Genomic DNA, 21,322 nt, shown 5'->3' with positions numbered 1-21,322 from the left:
AATCCGCAAACATCGCGGGAGTTACGCCGCGTTTACGCAGTTTCACCCAAGGCATAACAGGATATAGAGCGTAGTTAGCGCTGAGAAACGTCCAAAGCGCGCTTAATATCGGCAAGCAGGTCGCCCGCATCCTCCAGACCGATGGACAGGCGGATCAGGCCGGGAGTAATGCCCAACTCGTCTTTCTGCTCATCGCTCAGCCGTTGGTGGGTCGTGGTCGCCGGATGGGTCGCAATCGACTTGGCGTCGCCCAGGTTGTTCGAAATCACCGGAATCGTCATCGCGTTGAGGAACGCAAACGCAGCCTCTTTTCCGCCCTTGATATCCAGCGACAGAACGGTGCCGCCCTTACCGCCCAACTGTGATTGAACCAGCGCATTCTGCGGATGCGTCTTTAGCCCCGGATACAATGTGCGTTCCAACGCGGCGTGACCCTCCAGTGCCTCAGCCACGATCTGGGCCGTCTCAGCCTGAGCATTGACACGCAGGGTCATCGTTTCCAGACCTTTCAACATGATCCAGGCGTTAAACGGGCTCAGCGCCCCACCGGTGTGCTTCAGATAAGGCTCAACGGTGCCGCGGATGAAGTCCTTGGTGCCGATGATTACGCCGCCCAGCGCACGCCCCTGCCCGTCGATATGTTTGGTCGCCGAATAGATCACAACATCCGCGCCCTGCTCGATCGCACGCGAAAACACTGGGGTCGAGAACACATTGTCCACGACCACCATCGCACCAACTGCGTGGGCCAGTTCGGCTACGGCCGAGATGTCGATCACCTCAAGCGTCGGGTTCGACATGGATTCAAAGAACACAGCCTTTGTGTCGGGCCGGATCGCCGCTTTCCATTCGTCTAGATTGGTGCCGTCTACGAAAGTTACATCTACACCAAACCGGGTCAGGATATTCTCGACAATATACAAGCATGAGCCGAACAGCGCCTTAGCCGAAACGATGTGGTCGCCTGCCTTCAGCATCGAGGTCAGCGCGCCATTGACAGCCGCCATGCCCGAAGCTGTGGCGAAAGCATCCTCGCCCCCCTCAAGCGCCGCGATACGCTGCTCGAACATCGACACGGTAGGGTTGCCATAGCGGGCATAGATGAACTCATCCGGGCCACATTCCAGAAAACGGGCCTCGGCCTGTTCGGCATTCTCATAGACGAACCCCTGGGTCAGAAAGATCGCCTCGCTAACCTCATTGTATTGGCTGCGGCGGATGCCGCCATGGACGGCTTGGGTACGTTTGTTCCAGCTTTCGCTCATGTCATTCCTCTCGACCTTTGCCCGGCAAAGGCATCAAAAAAACCCCAGACGCGGTCAAGCGAAAGGGGCCTTTCATCCTGACCTTTTAGCGGTGTTGTTTAGCGTGGCCCGCAATCCGGTAACAAATCGCCACGTAGCTCTGCGAGAGGCAATACGCTTCGGGCGGTTTGCCGTCAAGCCCGGCGTTCCCTCGGTCACGGTTGCGTAATCGGCTCTTGCCGCCCCGTCAGAAACCCGCATGATCCTTTCAACAAAAGGAGGGCACATGGCGGACCCGATTGATCTGTATTTTTGGCCTACCCCCAACGGGTGGAAGGTATCCATCGCGTTAGAAGAGATGGAGTTGCCCTATTCCACGCATCTGATCAACATCGGAAAGGGCGATCAGTTCGAGCCCGAGTTCCTGAAGATTTCGCCCAACAACCGAATGCCTGCAATCTTTGACCCTGACGGGCCCGACGGCGCGCCTGTTTCCGTGTTCGAAAGCGGGGCAATCCTGATGTATCTGGCTCGCAAGACCGGGCGGTTTTACGGCAATACCGAGCGTGACCGTATCGCGGTCGAAGAATGGCTGATGTGGCAGATGGGCGGCGTTGGCCCGATGGCCGGTCAGGCGCATCACTTCCTGAAATACGCACCCTACATGGACCCACCGCATGACCTGCCCTATGCAAAAGACCGCTACCGCACCGAGGTCGGGCGTTTGTACGGCGTGCTGGATCGACGGCTGGCCGACAACGAATATGTCGCGGGCGACTTCTATTCCATTGCCGACATGTCAATCTGGGGCTGGGCCAGCCTATGGGAAGGCCAGCAGCAGGTGTTAGAGGACAAGCCGCACTTTGCCCGCTGGCTGGAGACGGTCAGTGCCCGTCCCGGCGTCCAATCCGGTCGCGCACTGCATGCCGAATTGCGTGGAGATAATCGTGACAAGCAGTCGCAAGAGACCTTGTTTAAGCGATAAATCAAATCGATCCAGTGTCAGCTGTGAGCCCATAGCGGACCGACACCGTAAATCGAACTACTATTGTGGAGAGTACCAAATAGGCGAAGTATAGGCGCGTTCCTGTGCTGTCATAGGGACGCCATCTGGCATGTCTATTCCGAACTTCACTGCATCATACGCCGTCCAGCGAGGGGTCGGAATTTCCATAACCCGGGCATAATAAAATGCGCTTTCCGAGGGATCGAAATCCGGGTCTTCCCACACGGTTCCCAGCTCAGAGGCTCCAATTGTGTTGGTCCACGAGGGGATAGAAAGGTCCACTGTGGTGCCTACCGACGGCAACTTGCCAGCGGCATCTGGTTCGCGGGAACCAGACCAGGCCACGTCGTAGACTTTTTCCCGTTGCTCTCCATCTTCATCCAACCAGCCCTTTATGATCTGGATTCGATCCAGGTTTGCTCCCATCGGATCACGAAGCGCATATACTAGAAAGGAAGGTGTGCCTTCACCAGGGTCAAGATCACCACCCATCGGTACCCCTTTGCTGTATCCCACAAGCGCCAAGTCGCGCCGTAACGCATCTTCTTCGGCAAAAGAATATCCTCCGAACATACGGACGCGCATTCTGGGCCCTGTTGTTGCGTAGGTTTCACGCCGATGCATCGCATCCCAAATGGCTTCTCTGGAATTCTTCTGCGCCCATACTGCAGTTAGACCGCCAGTAATGTATTGCGACGAAAGCAGCGCAACAGTCCCATCAGCATAGGTCTTACTGACATGTTGGCTGCGCTCTTCGCTGGGCTCGTAACCGGTGAACTTCCCGAAGAAATTGTCGTTATCTGGAGCCGTTAAACCTGTGTGTGTGTCACTGGCCCCACCCAGGCCAAACTTGAAAGGGTTTACTCCCAAAGCCTTTTCCAAAGATAAGCCTCGAAGTAACCCGGATCGAGCGTATTCACCGGGCAACATTTCTGGCTCTTTCGGAACCGAAGCATCCAGATTGCCGTAATCCCATGTTTCGAAGTCAGCAAATTCATCGTCAGGTGATAGGAACGGGTGGGCCTCACCATCTCCCTTAATCTGCGTGGGTTCGTATAGTCTTTCCCATTTGTTTCGCGCTTCTGCGTATGCGGGATCTAACGGCACACCATCCGCGAAGTCATCGACTAAAGGGAACATCCAGCCGTTAGACAAGTTCCCATTATGTGGAATAGCAAGAACACGCCCGCCTGTCGTTTGTTCATAGTTCTCCAACCACTTCCAAAGATCACGAGGGTTAGGTGAGCCCACAGGTGGCGTTGTTGTATAAGGCAGTATCTGTCTTGTGAGCTCAGGGCCATCGCGAAAGATCACATTTCGGTGCAAATTGTTCCCTGCGACGAGAGATGTCCATTCATAGGCGATAAAGGTGCTGAACACACCCGGATCATTGTACTCTTCCGCGGCATCGATAATTTCGTCCCAAACACGGGCATACGCAGGGTTGCCTGGTTGGTAGTTCAGCGCAGGGGAAACCTGTCCTTGCGCAAACGCGGCTGTAAGCTCAAGCGCAGCCGCTAGAGCGGCTTCTCCTCCCTTATTGAATTCTTCATGGAAATATCTGCCTTGCTCATCTGCCAAGATATTGGGAGCACCTCCGATGATATCGGTAATCGCACCCATAGCATCCGAATGATCTGTAATCATGAAGAAATCGAGAGGCCTCGACAACTTTACAGGTTGCCCCGTGTTCGACACAACTTCTTCGCCACGCGCAAACCGATAGGCATCATGAGGCATGAGGCGCGTACCGCCCCCACCAGCATCCCCGGAAAGACCAGTGTGAACGTGAGTGTCGCCAAAAAAGACTTGAGTTGGATATGCGCGTTCAGCGTAAGGTGAATAAGGTCGACCGGAAGGGCCTGAAAGGCCTGACGGATTTATTGCATCCTGAGCTAAGACTGGGCTCATCAAAATGAGAGCTGCTGGCAAAACATAGCGAAACAATTTTTCCTCCATAATTGAAGGCACCATAGCACAACTCTGCTCGAGAAGTTATTTCGACTGAGTTCGAAGGTTTGCTAAGTCCGCATTGCAGACCTATCCCCCCGCCCGCACCATCACATCCAGCTCCGCGAGATATCCTCAACATCTCTGCGTTCAAATTGGGCACCAAATGCGCACAGCATTTCGACATGCGCTGAGGCAACAAGGGAAAGCCAGCACAGAGCAATTTGTTCAAGCGATGAGAAATCCCTGCTATACTCTGGCTTTGAATAGGAAAAGGATTTTTCAAAGCCCAGACTGGTCCACGCCTCGACACCTGCTTTGAGACTGGTCAGGCGACCATCGGTCGGGCCGGAAAATGAACGAGTTGTTTTATGCGAGTTTTAACCCCTCTGTTTATTTTATGCACAGGAATGGCGAGCGCCGCGCCAGATTGCGAGGAGCCTGCGCAGGCTCAACCGCATGAACTGGTGGCCTATGACCCGTCCGCCGAATTGGACGTTCTGTTGGAGGAAGACGCCGTCGCAGCCCCCGCCAAGCGCGAACTGACTGTATCCCTCAGACCGCGGCTGCGGCCCTGCAAATTCCGTCAGATCGAGGTTGGCCGCGAACGGATGCGCGATCGCGGTGCGGTGTGTGGCGACTGGACCATTCTCGGCGAGAGCCGAAAACCCTTTAGAGGAAAGTACAGGGGATGCGGCATTGCCGATCCCGTGCGTATCCGCGTGGTGTCTGATGTCTTTCTCAGCCAATTGGCGCTGATGGATTGCGAAACCGCCATCACGCTCAAGACTTGGCTGGAGAACACGGCCAAACCGACCTTTGCGGATCAGGGTGGCGGTTTGAAAGGAATTCGTCTGGCCGGCCATTATGCGTGCAAGACACAGAACAATCAGCCGCGCGCGCGAATGTCGGAACACGCCCGTGGCCGCGCGATTGATATCTCATCTTTCGTACTCATGGACGGCACTGTGATCACGGTACGCGACGGGTGGACAGCTGAAGATACAAGCGACGCCATGCGTGAGCTTCATGCAGGTGCTTGCGGTCTGTTCGGCACAGTTCTGGGTCCGGACGCCGACCGCTATCACAAAGGGCATTTCCATTTTGACACAGCGAGCCGCCGCAGCGGATCTGTTTGTCGCTAGAGGCCTAACCCTCCCCCCGTACCAATACATCCAGCATTGATGAGATATCCTCGATCTCTTCCGCGATCACATGGGTCACCGAATGCGCCCGCTGCATCCGGCCCGTGACCCGCAACAGGCGCCCGGAAATCACCGCGCGGCGGAATTGTTCGTAGATTTTCCGCCAGACGACCACGTTCACGATACCGGTCTCATCCTCAAGCGTGACAAAGATCACCCCCTTGGCTGTCCCCGGTCTCTGCCGCAGAATCACCAGCCCGGCGACAGCCACGCGCGCGCCTTCAGGCGGGTCGTCCAGCCGGTTGGCTGGCAAACAGGTCGGCGGGCGCGGCCAGTTCCGGTTTGAAACCGCAGGATGAACAGGGGCAACAAGCATGAGAACAAAAATAGAACAAACTGCAGGAAAGTCCAGACACGGCGTGTTGAGTCGCAAATGGTACTGGAAAGACCTAAACGCCTTCACTAAGGAAGAATTCGACAACCGAAAAAGGAAGACGCACGCAATGGCAAAGATCACCTATGTCGAGCATGGCGGTACCGAACACACAGTCGAGGTCGCCAACGGGCTGACAGTCATGGAAGGGGCCCGCGACAACAACATCCCCGGCATCGAGGCCGACTGCGGCGGCGCGTGCGCCTGCTCGACCTGCCACGTCTACATCCACCCCGACTGGGTCGAGAAAGTCCCAGGCAAGGATGACATGGAAGAAGACATGCTGGATTTTGCCTATGAGCCCGACCCGACCCGTTCGCGCCTGACCTGCCAGATCAAGGTCACGGATGAGTTGGACGGTCTGGTGGTACAGATGCCCGAAAAGCAGATCTAATGCTTTCCAAAGCGCCGCGTCTGTCCGCCCGTCTGTGGCAACATCGGGCACGCGGCGCGGTGCTGGCGTTGAGTGTGTGGCTGACGGCGATGGGACCAGCAGCTGCAGACACCATCACAAGCGCCCGCTTCACTGAGCCAACGACACGCTATGCCCACGGCGTACTGGGCGACGACATCGAATATGGCGCGCTTGAACTCAAAGTTTCGAATACGTCAACTAAAACGCTCTTCATCCAGCCGGTAAACAAACGCTCGGTTCTGACCATCAAGTTGCCACTTGATCGCGTCTTTGAAGACCTCAGTCCCCGTCTGGTCGATATCAATCTAGATGGATCAAACGAAGTGATCGTCGTGGAATCCAGCGTCCATGCCGGCGCACAACTCGCAATCTATGATGCACGCGGAGAAAAGATCGCAGCCACGCCCCACATTGGGACCCGCTTTCGCTGGCTCGCTCCAATTGGCGCTGCAGATCTGGATGGTGACGGGCTAGTCGAGATTGCTTACATCGACCGCCCGCATCTAGCCAAAACCCTGCGCATTTGGCGATTTCAGAACAGCGCACTGACCGAGATCGCAACCCTACCCGGTCTGACCAATCACCAGATTGGAGAGGACTTCATCACCGGTGGCATTCGCAAATGCGGAGGAAACCGTGAAATTATTGTGGTCAACGCTGACTGGAGCAGCATTGTCAGCGTCAACTACGATGATGGCTGGAAAAAACGGGAACTGCTGCCCTTTACCCCATCTGCAATGAAAGGGGCACTGGCCTGTCCAAAATAGAACCGACCGCAGCCCGCGCCAGCGGGCTGCCCGGCCCAAGGCCTTTGTCGGTGCATCTTTGATGCAGCGTCAGGACGCGGGAGCGTTTTGGATCAGAGCGCCCGCCAGCCGATGTCGCGACGGTAGAACCCATCAGGCCAGTCAATCCCGTCGACCGCCCCATAGGCCCGGTCCCGTGCCTCTTGCAATGTGCCTCCACGGGCAGTGACACTCAGTACGCGACCGCCAGAGGCCACGATCTGACCCTCCGAAGCCTTGGTTCCGGCGTGGAACACCATATTCCCGCTATCCTCGGGAAGGCCCTCCAGACCATTGATCACACTGCCCTTTTCGTACGCACCCGGATATCCGTTCGCCGCCATCACCACGGTCAGGGCATGATCATCCGCCCAGTTCACCCGCGCCTCGCCCAACCGGCCCTCGGCAGCGGCATGCATCAGGTCCATCGCCTGTGCGCCCAGACGCATCATCAGAACTTGGCATTCAGGATCGCCAAACCGCACATTGTATTCCACCAGACGGGGCTGGCCGTCCTTGATCATCAGTCCGGCATAGAGAACACCCTGAAACGGCATTCCGCGCCGTTTCATCTCGGCTACGGTGGGTTTGATGATCTCTTCCATCGCGCGGGCTTCAATCTCGGCGCTCAGAACCGGTGCCGGGGAATAAGCCCCCATGCCCCCGGTGTTCAGGCCCGTATCGCCCTCCCCCACACGCTTGTGGTCTTGTGCGGTGCCGACGGACAGGATGTTCTCGCCATCGCACAGCACGAACAGTGACGCCTCTTCTCCATCCATGAACTCTTCGATGACAACCTCGGCCCCTGCCCCGCCAAAAGCACCGCCGAACATGTCGTCGATGGCGTCCAAAGCGGTTTGGTCATCCATCGCCACGATCACGCCCTTGCCTGCGGCTAATCCGTCGGCCTTGACGACAATCGGAGCCCCCTGTTCGCGAATATAGGCTTTGGCTGGTTCAGCCTCGGTAAACCGCGCATAGGCTGCGGTCGGTGCGCCCGACGCATCGCAGATTTCCTTGGTAAAACTTTTCGACGCCTCCAACTGGGCTGCCGCCGCAGAAGGCCCAAAAACCAGCACGCCTGCTTCGCGCAGTCGATCCGCCACGCCGGCAGCCAAGGGTGCCTCGGGGCCTACAATCACGAAGTCAATCGCGTTTTCCTCAGCAAAACTAACGACGTCCCCACCGTTCTCAATATCCAGCGCGGCACAATCCGCGATCTGCGCGATCCCGGCATTTCCCGGCGCCACGATCAGACGGTCACATTTGGGGTTCTGCATCACCGCCCAAGCCAGGCTGTGTTCCCGCCCACCACTGCCGAGAATGAGGATATTCATGAATGCTCTCCGATCTGCTTGGCCTCGCCTTGCGCGCGTTCTAAGCTGGCCGGGCATTTGACACAAGGCGCTGAAATGTCCGACCTGCTTGACGACCCCATTCCCGGCCAAAACACCCCTGAATACACTGTCTCGGACATCTCGGGCGAGGTGAAACGCACGCTAGAAGGCACGTTCGGTCGAATCCGTGTGCGCGGCGAGGTCGGGCGCGTGTTCAAGGCGCGCTCGGGTCATCTCTATTACGACATCAAGGATGACCGGAATGTGCTGGCCTGCACCACATGGAAAGGCCAGATCTCGGGCTTGTCCGTTGTCCCCGAAGAAGGGTTGGAGGTTGTGGTCACCGGTCGACTGACCGCATTTGGCGCGCAGTCGAAATACAACTTGAACGTCGATGAGGTCGCCGTTGCCGGACAAGGCGCGCTGATGGCGTTGCTGGAGAAACGCAAGAAACAGCTTGAGGCCGAAGGGCTGTTTGCCCCCGAGCGTAAAAAACCGCTGCCCTATCTGCCACGGGTCATCGGTGTTGTGACCTCTCCCTCAGGGGCGGTGATCCGGGACATACTGCACCGCCTGCGGGATCGGTTCCCGCGTAAGGTTCTGATCTGGCCAGTCGCCGTGCAGGGGTCGAACTGTGCCCCCGAAGTTGCAAATGCGATCAACGGGTTCAACAAATTAACACCCGGAGGCGCTCTGCCCCGCCCTGACCTGATTATTGTCGCCCGGGGTGGAGGTTCGATCGAAGATCTGTGGGGATTTAATGAGGAAATCGCGGCGCGCGCCGCTGCGGGATCAGATATCCCGCTGATCTCGGCCGTGGGGCACGAGACGGACACGACGCTGATTGACTACGTCTCAGACCGTCGCGCGCCCACACCGACCGCCGCCGCCGAACTGGCCGTACCTGTACGGATAGAGCTGCTGGCCTGGACCGGCGAACAAGGCGCACGTCTGTCGCGTGCCGCAACCGATGCGGTCCAACGTCGGTCGCAGCGCCTGCGCGATCTGTCCCGCGCCCTGCCGCGCCCGGACAGCCTGTTGAATACCCCGCGCCAACGGCTTGATTTGATTGCAGATCGCCTAACCCCGGCGCTTGAGCGCGGTGTGCAGAACCGCCGCCTACAAGTGGTTAAACTTTCCGCCCACCTGCGCCCCTCGACCCTGCGCAACCTTGTTTCAAGCCGACAAGAAGCGGTGCGCAACCTGTCGTCACGCTTGTCCTTGCGTCCCATTCAGCGTGAGATCGAGATACAGCGCCAATCCATCACCCGATTGGCTGAGCGTATGAACGCCGCCCAAACAACGCGCCTGGACCGGATGCGACAACAGCTGGACGCCACCGACCGCCTACGCGAAACGCTCAGCTACAAGGCAACGTTGCAACGGGGTTATGCCGTGGTCCGCGCCGAGGATCAGGTTGTCACGACAAAAGCTCAGGCTGCAAAGCATGGCTCACTTGAGATAGAGTTCGCCGATGGCGTGCTGACCACCGGTCAAACTGCTGCCCCACGGTCAGCTACGAAAAAAACGCCCAAAAAAGACGCGCCAGATCAGGGTTCATTGTTCTGAACCGATCTCAGACACCAACATCCGGCCCATAGCAAATCATCTCTTCGTCGACATCCTCGGCCTCATAAAGCTCGGTTTCTTCCGGGTCGCCTTCGAATTGCGCGATCAGACCACCCCCTGATCGGGTGAACACCCAGCATTGTGGGTCCAGACGGTCTTCGTAGATGAAACAGATCTGGGCATCCTTTTCGTACCAGACGCCATGCTTGCAATCGCCATCCAGAAACGACCAAATGACGCGGCGATTGGGCAAGTACCGTTCGACGCCATATACCTGCCCCTGAAAACCGTAGAACAGGGTTTTCCCCCGCGTGTAGTCGTCAAAATCCGCACCCGACAGGGCTGATTGAGCCGTCGCTGAATACGCGGGCAGCAGAAGAAGAATCACAAGATATCTGAGCATAGCCACATTGTGTCAGAAGCAATTGTCCGGCGCCAATCACCATTTCCGCAGGATCCCTGCCTCAACGTCACGGTTGAGGTGAATCAACAACCCGTCACAAGCTGCTGAAAACGGAGAGGTATCTATGACAACTGTACTGTTCTGGCTCGCGGCTGCTTGTGCTTTGGCCTACCTGCCGCTGTCGCCGCGTCCGGCCAGCACATTGCGATCCGTGTTGAAAACTGCATCCGTCGCACTGCTGGCCGTGACTGCCTTGTTGGGTGCAGGTCCGCTTCTTCTGGTGGTCGCGCTCTTATTGTGCGCCATTGGCGACGCGCTGTTGTCGCGCGAAACTGACAGCACTTTCATGGCCGGGATTGGGGCCTTTGCCGCAGGTCACCTTGCATATATCGCCCTGTTTCTCACTCATCCTTCAAGCAATCTTGCCCTGATTTTCGACCAGCCTGGGTATTTCTGGTCCCTTATCATTCTGGGCATTGTCGCCGCCACCCTGTTGGCCCCACGGGCCGGGGACCTCAAAGGTCCTGTTCTGGGCTATATTCCGATCATTCTGGGGATGGGCGTCGCCGTACTGACCCTGCCCGAAACCGGCGCCCTGAGATGGGCCTTGCCTGCAGCTCTGGCCTTCATTGCCTCGGATCTTATCTTGGCAACCGAAAAGTTCCTGCTGCCCAAGGGCCACCCCGCCCTGAAGATCACGCCTTATCTGGTCTGGCCACTTTATTGGGGTGCTCAGGCGGGTCTGCTGATTGCGTTCCTCTGACCCTTTGCAACTGCCGCAAATCCGCATTAGGTGAGGGGAACACCTGCGGAGACCAAAAATGGCGTTTTTCTCAAAGCTCAAGGACAAGTTGTTCAAATCCTCGTCCCGCCTCGAACAGGGGCTTGAGGCCATTGTTGAAGATGGGGGCGAGGAAACAGTCGCACCCGACCCGATCATCCCGGACCCCGAGCCGCAGCCGGAACCCGTACCGGAAGTTCCCCAACCAGTCCCAGAGGTGCCCGAACCTACGCCAGCGCCGCAACCGGTTGAGGTACCCGAGCCCGCGCCTGTTGATCCGACACCTGCCCCCCCGCCCCCCGAGGCGACACCTTCCAAAGGCGTGTTGGGTCGATTGTTCGGTCGCAGCGAGGCCAAAACCGCCGTGCGCCGTACGCTGGACGACGACATGCTGGAACAGCTCGAAGAGCTGCTGATCGCCTCGGATATGGGCGTAGATACTGCCTTACGTGTCACCGCCAACATGGCCGAAGGGCGCTTTGGCCGCAAACTCTCGACCCAGGAAATCAAACAGCTTTTGGCGCAGGAAGTGGCCCGCGTAATGGAGCCAGTCGCCAAACCCCTACCTATCTATGCCAAACGTCCGCAAGTGGTGCTGGTCGTCGGCGTGAACGGCTCAGGTAAAACCACAACGATCGGCAAACTGGCCAGCCAGTTCAAAGCTGCCGGCAAAAAGGTCGTGATCGCTGCAGGAGATACCTTCCGCGCTGCCGCTGTCGAACAGCTGCAAGTCTGGGGCGATCGCGCGGGCGTGCCCGTCCTGACCGCCCCTGAAGGGTCCGATCCGGCCAGCCTTGCCTTCGACGCGCTGACCAAGGCGCAAGAGGACGGTGCCGACTTGCTGATGATCGACACCGCCGGTCGGCTGCAAAACCGCGCCGACCTGATGGAAGAACTGGCTAAGATCGTCCGTGTTATCCGCAAGAAAGACGAAACCGCACCGCACAACACATTGCTGGTGCTGGACGCCACGACCGGTCAGAACGCGCTGAGTCAGGTGGAAACTTTCCGCAATCTAGCCGATGTCTCGGGCCTGGTGATGACCAAACTGGACGGCACGGCCAAGGGCGGCGTTCTGGTCGCACTGGCTGACAAGTTCGGCCTGCCCATTCACGCCATCGGCGTCGGAGAGCAGATTGATGACCTCGCCGCTTTCGACCCCGAAGAATTCGCCGCCGCGCTCACTGGTCTGGATCAGTCCTGAACCGCAGCTTTATCTGGCCTCAAATACCCTCGGGGGGGCTGGGGATGGAAAATCCCCGCCCCCTCCTAGTGAAATGATCTGACACTTGAGCGACTGGCTGATCTCTCTCGAAGGCACGGAAGCAGGCCATCAACTCGCCCTGGGGCTTGCTTTGATGGCCGCCTTTCTGCACGCAGTGTTCGGCGCCCTGCAAAAAGGCCGCCACGATCCATGGCTATCACGCGGTGCGATCGACGCTAGCTATTGCCTGATGGCCGCCCCGTTCGCTTTTTTTGTAGTACCGTGGCCAGAACCCTACATGTGGCCAATCTTTGCCACCGTCTGGCTGATCCATGTCGCCTACAAAGTTCTGCAGGCGATGGCCTATACCAAGGGCTCTTACACTGTCGTCTATCCGGTTGTCCGCGGCACAGGCCCCCTGTTCACCGTCATCGGTGCCTACCTGCTGTTCGGAGAAACCTTCACCGGTACCCAGTGGTTCGGCGTGGCTGTCCTGCTGGCTGGTATCTTTGGATTGGCCGCCTATAACTTTCGGTTTCTCGAAACCAACCGCGACACGCTGGGCATAGCGCTGGTATTGGCCGTTTCGACCGGCTTGTTCGTGGCGCTTTACACCACCTATGACGCCTATGGCATCCGCGCCACTGCCGATCCGTTCACCTTTCTGGCCTGGTTCTTCATGATCGACGGTGCGACCATGCCGATCTATGCCTTTCTGAGATGGCGCGCGATGATCAATCGGCCTACCATTGGGCCTTTGATGCTGCGCGGCCTTGCAGGCGGCATTATCGCCCCAATGTCTTTCGGAGCCATCATGCTGGCCACAAGGCTCGACAAGGTCGGCGAAGCGGCAGTCCTACGTGAAACCTCAACCGTCTTTGCGGCCCTGATCGGATGGCTGGTGTTGAAGGAAACCGTGGGGCCACGGCGGATTGCACTGATGGCATTGATTGCACTCGGCGCCGTAATAGTTGAAATGGGCGGGTAAGCAGCAGGAAACCACTATGTCAGGCAAAAAAGAGATCAACCCGTTTCTGAAACAAGTGCTGGAGCTTGGGCCTCCACTGGCTTTTTTCTTCATCTACCTACGCCTGCGCGACGACAGCTTCCTGATCGGCGGCATCGAGTATTCCGGTTTTATCATTGCCACCATCCTTTTCGTGCCGCTGATGCTGGCCGCGATGGGGGTTCTTTGGTTCCTGACCGGTAAGCTCAGCCGGATACAGATTTTCACCGCATTCATGGTCATCTTCTTTGGCGGCCTGACCGCCTGGTTCAATGACGAGCGGTTTTTCAAAATGAAAACCACGCTGGTCTACGGCTTCTTTTCAATCATGCTTGGCATCGGTCTGCTGCAAGGCAAATCCTACCTCGCCTATGTCCTGGACGAGATGCTGCCGATGCGCCACGAGGGTTGGATGATCCTGACCCGGCGACTCTGCGGTTGTTTCGCGGTTCTGGCGGTGGCCAACGAATTTGTCTGGCGGACGATGTCCACCGACCTTTGGGTCAAGATCGAAACATTCGGCTTTCCCATAGCGCTGATGGTGTTTCTGATGCTGCAATTCAATCTGCTGCAAAGCTATATGGATGACCCCGACCACCAGTAGATGAACCGGTTGGGAAGGCGTTCGCCTCATACGTTTGCGATGGTTTGTCGGCCGATGCCGACAAAAACCTTGGCTTAACGCCGAACCTGTGGAAAGTTGTGTCACCACCAAAACACTCACAGCCGGAGAATCTGGAACTCATGACGGCTTTCCCAGACAGCGGCTTCCTGTCCGAGGCATCCGACGGGTTGAAAGCCATGCTTTCCGCCCAGGCGACTGAAATCGCACTGGAACGTGGTGACGTCCTGTTTGAACAGGGTGACGAGGGTGACGCATTGTACGCCATTCTCGAAGGTACGCTTGAGGTGTCCTTTCTGGCCATGAGCGGCCGCAAGCTGTCGCTGACCCTTATGCGCCCTGGTGAGGTGTTCGGAGAGATTGCACTGTTCGACAGCGGCCCTCGCACAGCCACCATCGCCGCGGCAGAATCCTCGCGCATTCTGCGTGTCCGGCAGGGGGATGTGATGGAGCAAATTCGCCAGCACCCCGATCTGGCGGTTGACTTGATCCGATTGGCCGGTCTGCGCATGCGGTGGATGGGGTCGCAGCTGAATGAGCAGGTGTTCCTGCCGATGCCAATCCGGTTGGCCCGCAAGCTGTTACACCTGTCCGGACTTCAGGATGACCCATCGACCCGGATCACCCTGTCGCAAAGCGAACTTGCCGAATTCGTTGGCGCCACGCGCGAGGCGGTGTCCAAGACGATCTCGACCTGGAAACGCGACAACGTGGTCGAAGCTTCGCGTGGCGGGTTGATGATTCAGGATTTCCAAGCCCTGCGCGAACTGGCAGAATCCGACCTGATCTGATCCCTGTGACCTGCTTCACAGACCTTTTACAACATCAAGACTAATCTCTTAGTTGTTACCGTAGGAGGTCAGAGAATCATCCCCGATATCTGTCCACTGACCTCTCCCTGTATCAGAGCCATGCGCCTCCCCGGCGTGTGGCTCACCTTTTTTCCACCCCCCAAAAACGCAAAAAAGCCGGAGCGATAACCCCGGCCTTTTGGGTTATTTTGGTGTCAGTTACTCGCCCAGGCTCAGCGCCACAAAGCGCGGTTCACCGCCACGGCGCACCAGCAACAACAACGACTTGCGGCCTGCCTCACGCGCTTCTTCCATGCGGGCCTCGAGATCTTCAATAGAGCTGACCTTCTGCTGACCGGCTTCGGTAATCAGATCACCGGCGCGCAGCCCCTTGGAATAAGCTTCGGACGCTTCGTCTACCGCAGTCACGACCAGCCCTTCTGCCTCCGCATCCAAATCAAGATCGGTGCGCAACGTATCTGTCAGGGGTGAAATCGTCAGGCCCAGAATATCGGCGTTTTCCTCAGGCGCGGCATCTGGTGTGTCCTCTTCCTCGCTATCCGCGCGTTCCGCATCCTCACGACGGCCCAGCGTGACCAGAACGGTCTGAGTGCCCCCGTCGCGATGCACCACAACACGAACCGACTTGCCAACCGTAGTCTCGCCCACCTGACGCACCAGACCGCGCGTATCTTCGACCTCGACCCCGTCAAAGCTGAGGATAACATCACCTGCAAGCAGGCCCGCATCTTTGGCCGGACCGTCCGGTACATCGCTGATCAGCGCGCCGCCGGGTTTGTCCAGCCCCATCGCCTCGGCCATGTCCTCGGTCACGTCTTGAATGCGCACGCCCAGCCAGCCACGGCGGGTTTCACCGAATTCGCGCAGTTGGTCGACGACCTTAACGACCACGTTGGACGCCATCGAGAACCCGATCCCGATGGAGCCGCCATTGGGCGACAGGATCGCGGTGTTCACGCCGATCACCTCGCCGTTCATATTAAACAGCGGCCCGCCCGAGTTCCCCCGGTTAATGGCTGCGTCCGTCTGAATATAGTCGTCATAAGAACCGCTCAGCGCCCGGTTGCGGGCCGAAACGATACCAGCCGAAACAGAAAAGCCCTGCCCCAGCGGGTTACCCATGGCAATCACCCAATCCCCCACACGCGCAATGTCGCTGTCACCGAATTGCACATATTGTAGCGGGCCCGAAGCTTCGACCTTGAGCAGCGCGATGTCTGTTTTTTCATCTGTGCCAATCACCTTGGCGGGCAGCTCTTTCTTGGGCTGACCGTCGCCTGGAAAGAATTCCACAAGGATTTCATCAGCTTCCGCAATAACGTGGTTGTTGGTGACGATATAACCGTCCTCGGAAATCACAAAACCCGATCCCAGCGCATTGCTGCGGCGTGGGCGGTCGCCCTCTTCACCATCTCGGTCCTGAAACTCGCGAAAGAAATCCTCGAACGGAGAGCCTTCGGGCACGATCCCTTGCGGGCCAGTTTGCCCTTCGATCAGGGTCGATGTGGTGATGTTCACCACTGCTGGGCTGATCTTTTCGGCCAGCGGCGCCAGGCTTTCGCTCCGCGCCTGCGCGGCGACGGATTGGGCCAGAACAAGCAACATCCCCGCAAAGGCCAACCACATCAGCCGCATGAAACCAACACTGTCGTCCCTTTGGACGGAAATACTGCGCGCTTGTGCCTGCACTTGGGAACTCCTTGTCGAACAACGTCATAAGGGTGCCGCATAGCAACCCCTCTTGGAAACCAATGTAGTCAGTTTACCCAAGCCCGCAACTCGGGATCGCGGGGAATTCACCGGCAATTGAAATCAACGTGTCAAAACCCGAGTTGAAATGCACCCCACAACAACACCAGACCGCTGACAACACATAGCAGACCGACCAGACGACGGGCCTGTTCAGGCAGTGACCGAAGCGCCTCAAGCATACGTTCAATAAGCGAAGGGGCCAGCGCATAGGCCAGCCCCTCGACAATCAGTACCAGCCCGAAGGCCAGAAGGATCAGGCCCATTACCGACCAGCCTGCCCGGTGGGCGATTTCAGGTAATTGAAGAACTCGGAATCCGGGCTCAGAACCATCGAACTGTTGCTGCCGCCCAACGCATTTTCATAGGCCGACAAAGAGCGGTAGAATTCAAAGAACTCAGGGTCCGCGCCGTAAGCTTCGGCAAAGATCGCGTTACGTTCGGCATCTGCTTCACCGCGGATTATCTCGGCCTCACGGCGAGCATCCGACACCAGTTCAACCACAGTACGATCCGCCTGGGCGCGCACTCGCTGGGCCGCCTCGTTACCACGGGCGCGTTCATCGGTCGCCTCGCGTTCACGCTCGGCCTTCATCCGGTCAAAAGTGGCCTCAAGGTTGGCTTGCGGCAGGTCGGTTGCTTTCAAGCGCACGTCGATGACGTTAACGCCCAGCGCCTGCGCTTCGGCGATCGCGCTGTTGCGGATGCGCAGCATCAAGGCGGCACGGTCGGAACTCAGGATATCGCGGGACGAAACCGAACCCAGCACTTCGCGGGTTTCGGCGCGCAAGATGCGATCCAAACGATCCTCGGCGACCGGGATACCGCCAACACCGACGGCCTGACGGAAGCGGTTCAGATCGGAAATCCGATAACGTGCAAACGCATCAACAACCAAACGACGGTCATCCAGTGGCGTTACTTCAAGCGGCTGCACGTCGATCGACAGGATACGGTCGTCATAGCGCACAACTTCCTGAATCAACGGAATCTTGAACGCCAAACCGGGTTCTTCCTTAACGGCAACGACGCGGCCAAATTGCAGAACCAGCGCACGTTCACGTTCGTCCACGATGAAAATCGAGGACAGGCCGATTACACCCAGGATCACAACCAGAATGAGGATAATAGGTGACTTACGCATCAGTTGCTCTCCTCAGTCTGATTGCGGCGCAGCTCATTGAGCGGAAGATAAGGCACCACGCCCTGCCCCGACCCTGTCGAGTTCTCGTCGAGGATGATTTTGTCTACGTCGCCCAGAACCTGCTCCATGCGCTCCAGATACAGACGCTTGCGCGTCACGTCGGGTGCCTTGGAGTACTCTTCCAGAACCGCGCTAAAGCGGCTGGCCTCACCCTGCGCGCCATTGATCTGCTGGGCGCGATAGGCTTCGGCCTCTTCCAGAACCTGTGCGGCTTCACCACGCGCCTCGGCCAAAACGCGGTTGGCATAGGCATCCGCAACGTTCTGCAGGCGGTCACGTTCTTGCGCCGCAGCCTGAACATCACGGAACGCTGCGATCACGTCCTGTGGAGGGTCAGCCTTGTCAAAGTTCACGCGGACGATGTTCACACCAGAATCGTAGCTGTCCATTGTCAGCTGAATCAATTCCTGCAACCGGTCTGCGATAATGCCCCGGTCCCTGTTCAGAATCGGTGCCAACTCGCTCTGTGCGATGATCTCGCGCATCGCCGATTCAGAAACGGCCCGAATCGTCTGACGCGGATCGCGCAGGTTAAACAGATATTTAGCCGGATCGTTGATGTTCCAGACAACCTGATAGTCGATGTCGACCACATTTTCGTCGCCGGTCAGCATCAGACCATCGTCACTGCCGCGCGCACCGCCCATGTCTTCATTCTGTTCACGGGTTACCGGGATCACCTCGGCGGTCACAAACGGCCAAGGCGCAAAGTTCAGACCCGGATTCCCAACGGCCGAAAATTCACCCAAGAACAACTCAACCGACTGTTCTTCCGGTTTGACCGTGTAGAAGCTTGCAGCTCCCCACAGACCCGCGGCAACCAGCAAACCAATCACTACCGTGCCTTTGGTGAAAACCGGACCACCGCCGCCCGCTCCCTGACCGCCGCCACGGCCACCGCCGCCGCGACCGCCCATCAGAACGCGCAGCTGCTCTTGGCCTTTTTTCATCAGCTCATCGATCTCGGGGATCTGCGGGCCGTCGCCTTCGGGAGGCTTGCGTCCGTCCCCATTATTACCCCGATTTCCTCCGCCTCCAGAAGAGCCTCCGCCCCCCCAGGGGCCACCGCTGTTGCCCGCCATATGTATCTGTTCCTTCGTGTTGGACCGTGTGATCACGGTGTCCCTTGTAACTTGTGTGCGCGCGCTTGCAAATCAAGCAGTGCGAACAGGTTGCCGCATTGTCACCAGTTCTTCGGCCATAACCGGGTGAACGGCAACCGTGCGGTCGAAATCTTCCTTGGTTGCACCCATTTTAACGGCGATTCCTGCCAGCTGGATCATCTCGCCCGCGCCCGGTGCCACGATATGGCAACCCAACACCTTGCGGGTCGCCTGACTGACGATCAGCTTCATCAGCACCCGTTGCGTTCCACCCGCAAACGCCTTTTGCATCGGCTTGAACGAGGTTGCATATACCTCGACCGGTTCTTGCGCGGCAGCGTCTTCCTCGCTCAATCCCACGGTACCAAACTCCGGTTGGGTGAAGATCGCGGTCGGGATCAGCTCGTGATCGACCGGCGTCGGGTTGCCTTTGAACACTGTTTCGACAAAAGCCATGCCCTCGCGGATCGCAACCGGTGTCAAATTCACCCGATCTGTCACATCCCCAATTGCAAAGATCGAAGGCACGCCCGTCTGGCTGTATTCGTCCACAACGATCTCGCCCTTACGACCCCGTTCAACGCCGACTGCCTCAAGCCCTAGGTTGTCGGCATTGGGCGCACGACCAGTGGCGTACATGACAACATCGAATTGATCCTCGGTGCCGTCGGTGGCTTTGACGCGAATTTGGTCACCTTCCTTGGTCATCTCCAACACATTGGTGCCCAGACGTACATCAATACCGTTCTGGCGCATTTCCTCGCAGATCAGGCCGCGTGCTTCCTCATCAAAGCCGCGCAGAATTTGCGCGCCGCGGTAGAACTGAGTGGTCTTCACACCCATCCCGTTCATGATCCCTGCGAACTCGCTGGCGATGTAGCCGCCACCTACGATCAAGATGGATTGAGGCAATTTCTCAAGATGGAAGATTTCGTTTGAGGTGATGGCCAGATCCGAGCCCGGAAACTCGGGCACGACCGGACGACCGCCGGTGGCGATCAGGATGTGCTTGGCCGTCTTACGCGTGCCATCGGCCAGCTCAACCGTATGCGCATCAACCACATGGGCACGCTGATCAAAGCTTTCGACACCGTTGTTTTTCAGGATATTGCGATAAACACCTTCAAGCCGATCCAGTTCCGCGACCAGCTTGTCGTGGAACGTGTTCCAATCAAGCCCGCCGGGTTTAACATCCCAACCATAGGCTTGCGCGTCCTGCATTGTCCCTGAGAACTCACTGGCAAAGACCATCAGCTTTTTCGGAACACAGCCTCGGATGACACAGGTCCCGCCATAACGATCCTCTTCGGCCAGCGCCACCTTGGCACCATTCTCACCAGCAGCCACACGCGCTGCGCGAACCCCGCCCGAGCCGCCTCCGATGACGAACAGATCATAATCAAAGCTCATTTACCGTGCCTCTTTCAGTTTTCAGCAAGCGCCATCAAAGCGACGCCACGGGTGTATCTTATTGCTCACCACAGTCCAGACCGTTCTGGTGAGACAGTTGATCTTGCCAGGACGCAAAAAAATCGGCCAGTAATGCTCAACCGTCCTTACGAACCGCTCAGATATGGGTTTCGCCATAGATTGCAACTGGAGGGGCATGCTCTCGAATGTGCCGTCCGGTTTTTGGAAACTGACTTCGCCGAATTGTAATGCAGAAAGCTCTGACATTCGTCAGTCAGCCAAATCCGAGAACAGGTTCTCACCACTGTCCACCAATTCGTCCAGCTCGGTGGTACCCGCGTTGATGTCGCGCAGTTCGACCCGGCCGTCCCCGTGGCCAATCACGACCTTGTCACAGATGTCGATGAACAACCCGTTCTCGACCACACCTGGCACCTGATTAAGCACCAGCGCCAACTGGCGCGCGTTGCCGATGCGCTGCAGGTGCAAATCCAAAACGTGGTTGCCTTCATCTGTCACAAAAGGTGCTTCACCATCCATCCGAAGCATGGCCGAAGTGCCTAGAACATCCATCGTGTCCAGCACCTCTTGGATCAAAGTGCGGGTGGTTTGCCAGCCAAAGGGGATCACCTCGACCGGCAAAGGGAAGGCGCCCAGGGTTTCGACCTCTTTGCCGGCATCGGCGATGACGACCATCTGGTCGCTGGCCGTGGCGACGATCTTCTCCTGCAGATGCGCGCCACCGCCACCTTTGATCAGGTTCAGCTCGCCATCGAATTCATCCGCGCCATCAATGGTCAGATCCAACCACCCCGCCTGATCCAACGAGACCACTTCAATCCCGACTTCGCAGGCCAGTTGCGCGGTGCGGATCGACGTCGGAACACCCTTGATCCTCAACCCTTCGTTTTTGACCCGCTCACCAATGCGACGCACCATCCAGGCGGCTGTTGACCCTGTCCCCAGACCAACACGCATTCCGTCTTGCACCATGTCAGCAGCGCGACGAGCGGCGACATATTTGGCGTTATCGATGGGTGACAGATCACGGGTCATGGCAGCGTTTCCCTTTATTACTGCCAGACTTATACGAAATGCGGCAACCAACCGCGAGTGCCAAATCGCCGCCATCACGCGTAAACAT

Annotated in this window: 21 protein-coding genes and 1 riboswitch; of the genes, 10 read left to right on the top strand and 11 right to left on the bottom strand. The window is 57.7% G+C overall.

Translation table 11 applies throughout. The annotated features are described in order from the left end of the window. Window positions 1-74: 74 nt before the first annotated feature. Entirely contained in the window at window positions 75-1,265 is a 1,191-nt protein-coding gene (gene metZ / locus ACR0JB_RS02990) for an O-succinylhomoserine sulfhydrylase (RefSeq protein WP_170374799.1), read from the bottom strand. A 65-nt stretch (window positions 1,266-1,330) separates the two neighbouring features. Then, window positions 1,331-1,408, bottom strand: a riboswitch (SAM riboswitch). A gap of 122 nt (window positions 1,409-1,530) precedes the next feature. On the opposite strand from metZ, the gene ACR0JB_RS02985 reads away from it, so the two are divergent. Beyond that, complete coding sequence (locus ACR0JB_RS02985; protein ID WP_480789667.1) at window positions 1,531-2,229, top strand: glutathione S-transferase N-terminal domain-containing protein; 699 nt, start codon at window positions 1,531-1,533, stop codon at window positions 2,227-2,229. A gap of 60 nt (window positions 2,230-2,289) precedes the next feature. Here the strand turns inward: ACR0JB_RS02985 and ACR0JB_RS02980 are convergent, their stop codons facing one another. After that, window positions 2,290-4,197, bottom strand: coding sequence for a DUF3604 domain-containing protein (locus tag ACR0JB_RS02980; RefSeq protein WP_254437316.1), 1,908 nt, complete (start codon window positions 4,195-4,197; stop codon window positions 2,290-2,292). 413 nt (window positions 4,198-4,610) lie between these two features. Here ACR0JB_RS02980 and ACR0JB_RS02975 point away from each other — a divergent pair, with 413 nt between their 5' ends. Beyond that, window positions 4,611-5,345, top strand: a complete 735-nt coding sequence (locus ACR0JB_RS02975; protein ID WP_254440475.1) for an extensin-like domain-containing protein — start codon at window positions 4,611-4,613, stop codon at window positions 5,343-5,345. Window positions 5,346-5,349: 4 nt separating this feature from the next. Here the strand turns inward: ACR0JB_RS02975 and ACR0JB_RS02970 are convergent, their stop codons facing one another. Next, on the bottom strand, window positions 5,350-5,721 hold the full coding sequence (locus tag ACR0JB_RS02970) for an OB-fold nucleic acid binding domain-containing protein (protein WP_170348308.1): 372 nt from the start codon (window positions 5,719-5,721) through the stop codon (window positions 5,350-5,352). 127 nt (window positions 5,722-5,848) lie between these two features. Here ACR0JB_RS02970 and ACR0JB_RS02965 point away from each other — a divergent pair, with 127 nt between their 5' ends. Then, the gene (locus ACR0JB_RS02965; protein ID WP_170348307.1) at window positions 5,849-6,172 is read left to right on the top strand and encodes a 2Fe-2S iron-sulfur cluster-binding protein; all 324 of its coding nucleotides are present in this window, start codon (window positions 5,849-5,851) and stop codon (window positions 6,170-6,172) included. Then, window positions 6,172-6,960, top strand: coding sequence for an FG-GAP repeat domain-containing protein (locus tag ACR0JB_RS02960; RefSeq protein ID WP_170393557.1), 789 nt, complete (start codon window positions 6,172-6,174; stop codon window positions 6,958-6,960). The genes ACR0JB_RS02965 and ACR0JB_RS02960 overlap by 1 nt, the downstream gene beginning before the upstream one ends. A 92-nt stretch (window positions 6,961-7,052) precedes the next feature. Here the strand turns inward: ACR0JB_RS02960 and purD are convergent, their stop codons facing one another. Then, a complete protein-coding gene (purD, locus tag ACR0JB_RS02955; protein WP_480789666.1) occupies window positions 7,053-8,315 on the bottom strand; it encodes a phosphoribosylamine--glycine ligase in 1,263 nt (420 codons plus the stop codon). Window positions 8,316-8,390: 75 nt separating this feature from the next. Here purD and xseA point away from each other — a divergent pair, with 75 nt between their 5' ends. Further along, entirely contained in the window at window positions 8,391-9,884 is a 1,494-nt protein-coding gene (gene xseA / locus ACR0JB_RS02950; RefSeq protein ID WP_170393553.1) for an exodeoxyribonuclease VII large subunit, read from the top strand. A 7-nt stretch (window positions 9,885-9,891) separates the two neighbouring features. On the opposite strand, the gene ACR0JB_RS02945 is transcribed toward xseA, so the two are convergent. Beyond that, window positions 9,892-10,287: a hypothetical protein gene (locus ACR0JB_RS02945; RefSeq protein WP_170348303.1), complete on the bottom strand. Its 396-nt coding sequence runs from the start codon at window positions 10,285-10,287 to the stop codon at window positions 9,892-9,894. Between the two features lie 124 nt (window positions 10,288-10,411). On the opposite strand from ACR0JB_RS02945, the gene ACR0JB_RS02940 reads away from it, so the two are divergent. The 5 genes from ACR0JB_RS02940 to ACR0JB_RS02920 all read left to right on the top strand — a co-directional run bounded on the left by ACR0JB_RS02940 (window position 10,412) and on the right by ACR0JB_RS02920 (window position 14,691). After that, window positions 10,412-11,050, top strand: coding sequence for a lysoplasmalogenase (locus tag ACR0JB_RS02940; RefSeq protein ID WP_170374768.1), 639 nt, complete (start codon window positions 10,412-10,414; stop codon window positions 11,048-11,050). 58 nt (window positions 11,051-11,108) lie between these two features. Beyond that, the gene (gene ftsY, locus ACR0JB_RS02935; RefSeq protein ID WP_480789665.1) at window positions 11,109-12,272 is read left to right on the top strand and encodes a signal recognition particle-docking protein FtsY; all 1,164 of its coding nucleotides are present in this window, start codon (window positions 11,109-11,111) and stop codon (window positions 12,270-12,272) included. An 85-nt stretch (window positions 12,273-12,357) separates the two neighbouring features. After that, window positions 12,358-13,260: an EamA family transporter gene (locus ACR0JB_RS02930; protein WP_170348300.1), complete on the top strand. Its 903-nt coding sequence runs from the start codon at window positions 12,358-12,360 to the stop codon at window positions 13,258-13,260. A 16-nt stretch (window positions 13,261-13,276) separates the two neighbouring features. Next, the gene (locus tag ACR0JB_RS02925) at window positions 13,277-13,882 is read left to right on the top strand and encodes an inner membrane-spanning protein YciB (protein ID WP_170357834.1); all 606 of its coding nucleotides are present in this window, start codon (window positions 13,277-13,279) and stop codon (window positions 13,880-13,882) included. Between the two features lie 140 nt (window positions 13,883-14,022). Next, window positions 14,023-14,691, top strand: a complete 669-nt coding sequence (locus ACR0JB_RS02920; RefSeq protein ID WP_170348298.1) for a Crp/Fnr family transcriptional regulator — start codon at window positions 14,023-14,025, stop codon at window positions 14,689-14,691. A gap of 219 nt (window positions 14,692-14,910) precedes the next feature. Here the strand turns inward: ACR0JB_RS02920 and ACR0JB_RS02915 are convergent, their stop codons facing one another. The 6 genes from ACR0JB_RS02915 to rpiA form a co-directional block, all read right to left on the bottom strand. Continuing rightward, a complete protein-coding gene (locus ACR0JB_RS02915) occupies window positions 14,911-16,347 on the bottom strand; it encodes a DegQ family serine endoprotease (protein WP_174821377.1) in 1,437 nt (478 codons plus the stop codon). 185 nt (window positions 16,348-16,532) lie between these two features. Beyond that, entirely contained in the window at window positions 16,533-16,727 is a 195-nt protein-coding gene (locus ACR0JB_RS02910) for a DUF2065 domain-containing protein (RefSeq protein WP_170409346.1), read from the bottom strand. Further along, the gene (hflC, locus tag ACR0JB_RS02905) at window positions 16,727-17,605 is read right to left on the bottom strand and encodes a protease modulator HflC (RefSeq protein ID WP_170348295.1); all 879 of its coding nucleotides are present in this window, start codon (window positions 17,603-17,605) and stop codon (window positions 16,727-16,729) included. The genes ACR0JB_RS02910 and hflC overlap by 1 nt, the downstream gene beginning before the upstream one ends. After that, window positions 17,605-18,747: an FtsH protease activity modulator HflK gene (hflK, locus tag ACR0JB_RS02900; RefSeq protein WP_170348294.1), complete on the bottom strand. Its 1,143-nt coding sequence runs from the start codon at window positions 18,745-18,747 to the stop codon at window positions 17,605-17,607. Before hflK ends, hflC begins: the two co-directional genes overlap by 1 nt. Window positions 18,748-18,819: 72 nt before the next feature. Next, window positions 18,820-20,178: a glutathione-disulfide reductase gene (gene gor, locus ACR0JB_RS02895; protein WP_170348293.1), complete on the bottom strand. Its 1,359-nt coding sequence runs from the start codon at window positions 20,176-20,178 to the stop codon at window positions 18,820-18,822. Window positions 20,179-20,448: 270 nt separating this feature from the next. Beyond that, window positions 20,449-21,234, bottom strand: a complete 786-nt coding sequence (rpiA, locus tag ACR0JB_RS02890) for a ribose-5-phosphate isomerase RpiA (protein ID WP_170393539.1) — start codon at window positions 21,232-21,234, stop codon at window positions 20,449-20,451. Between the last annotated feature and the right edge of the window lie 88 nt (window positions 21,235-21,322).

This window comes from Ruegeria sp. BI7 (assembly GCF_056537925.1).
This window is presented reverse-complemented; position numbering and strand designations above follow the sequence as displayed.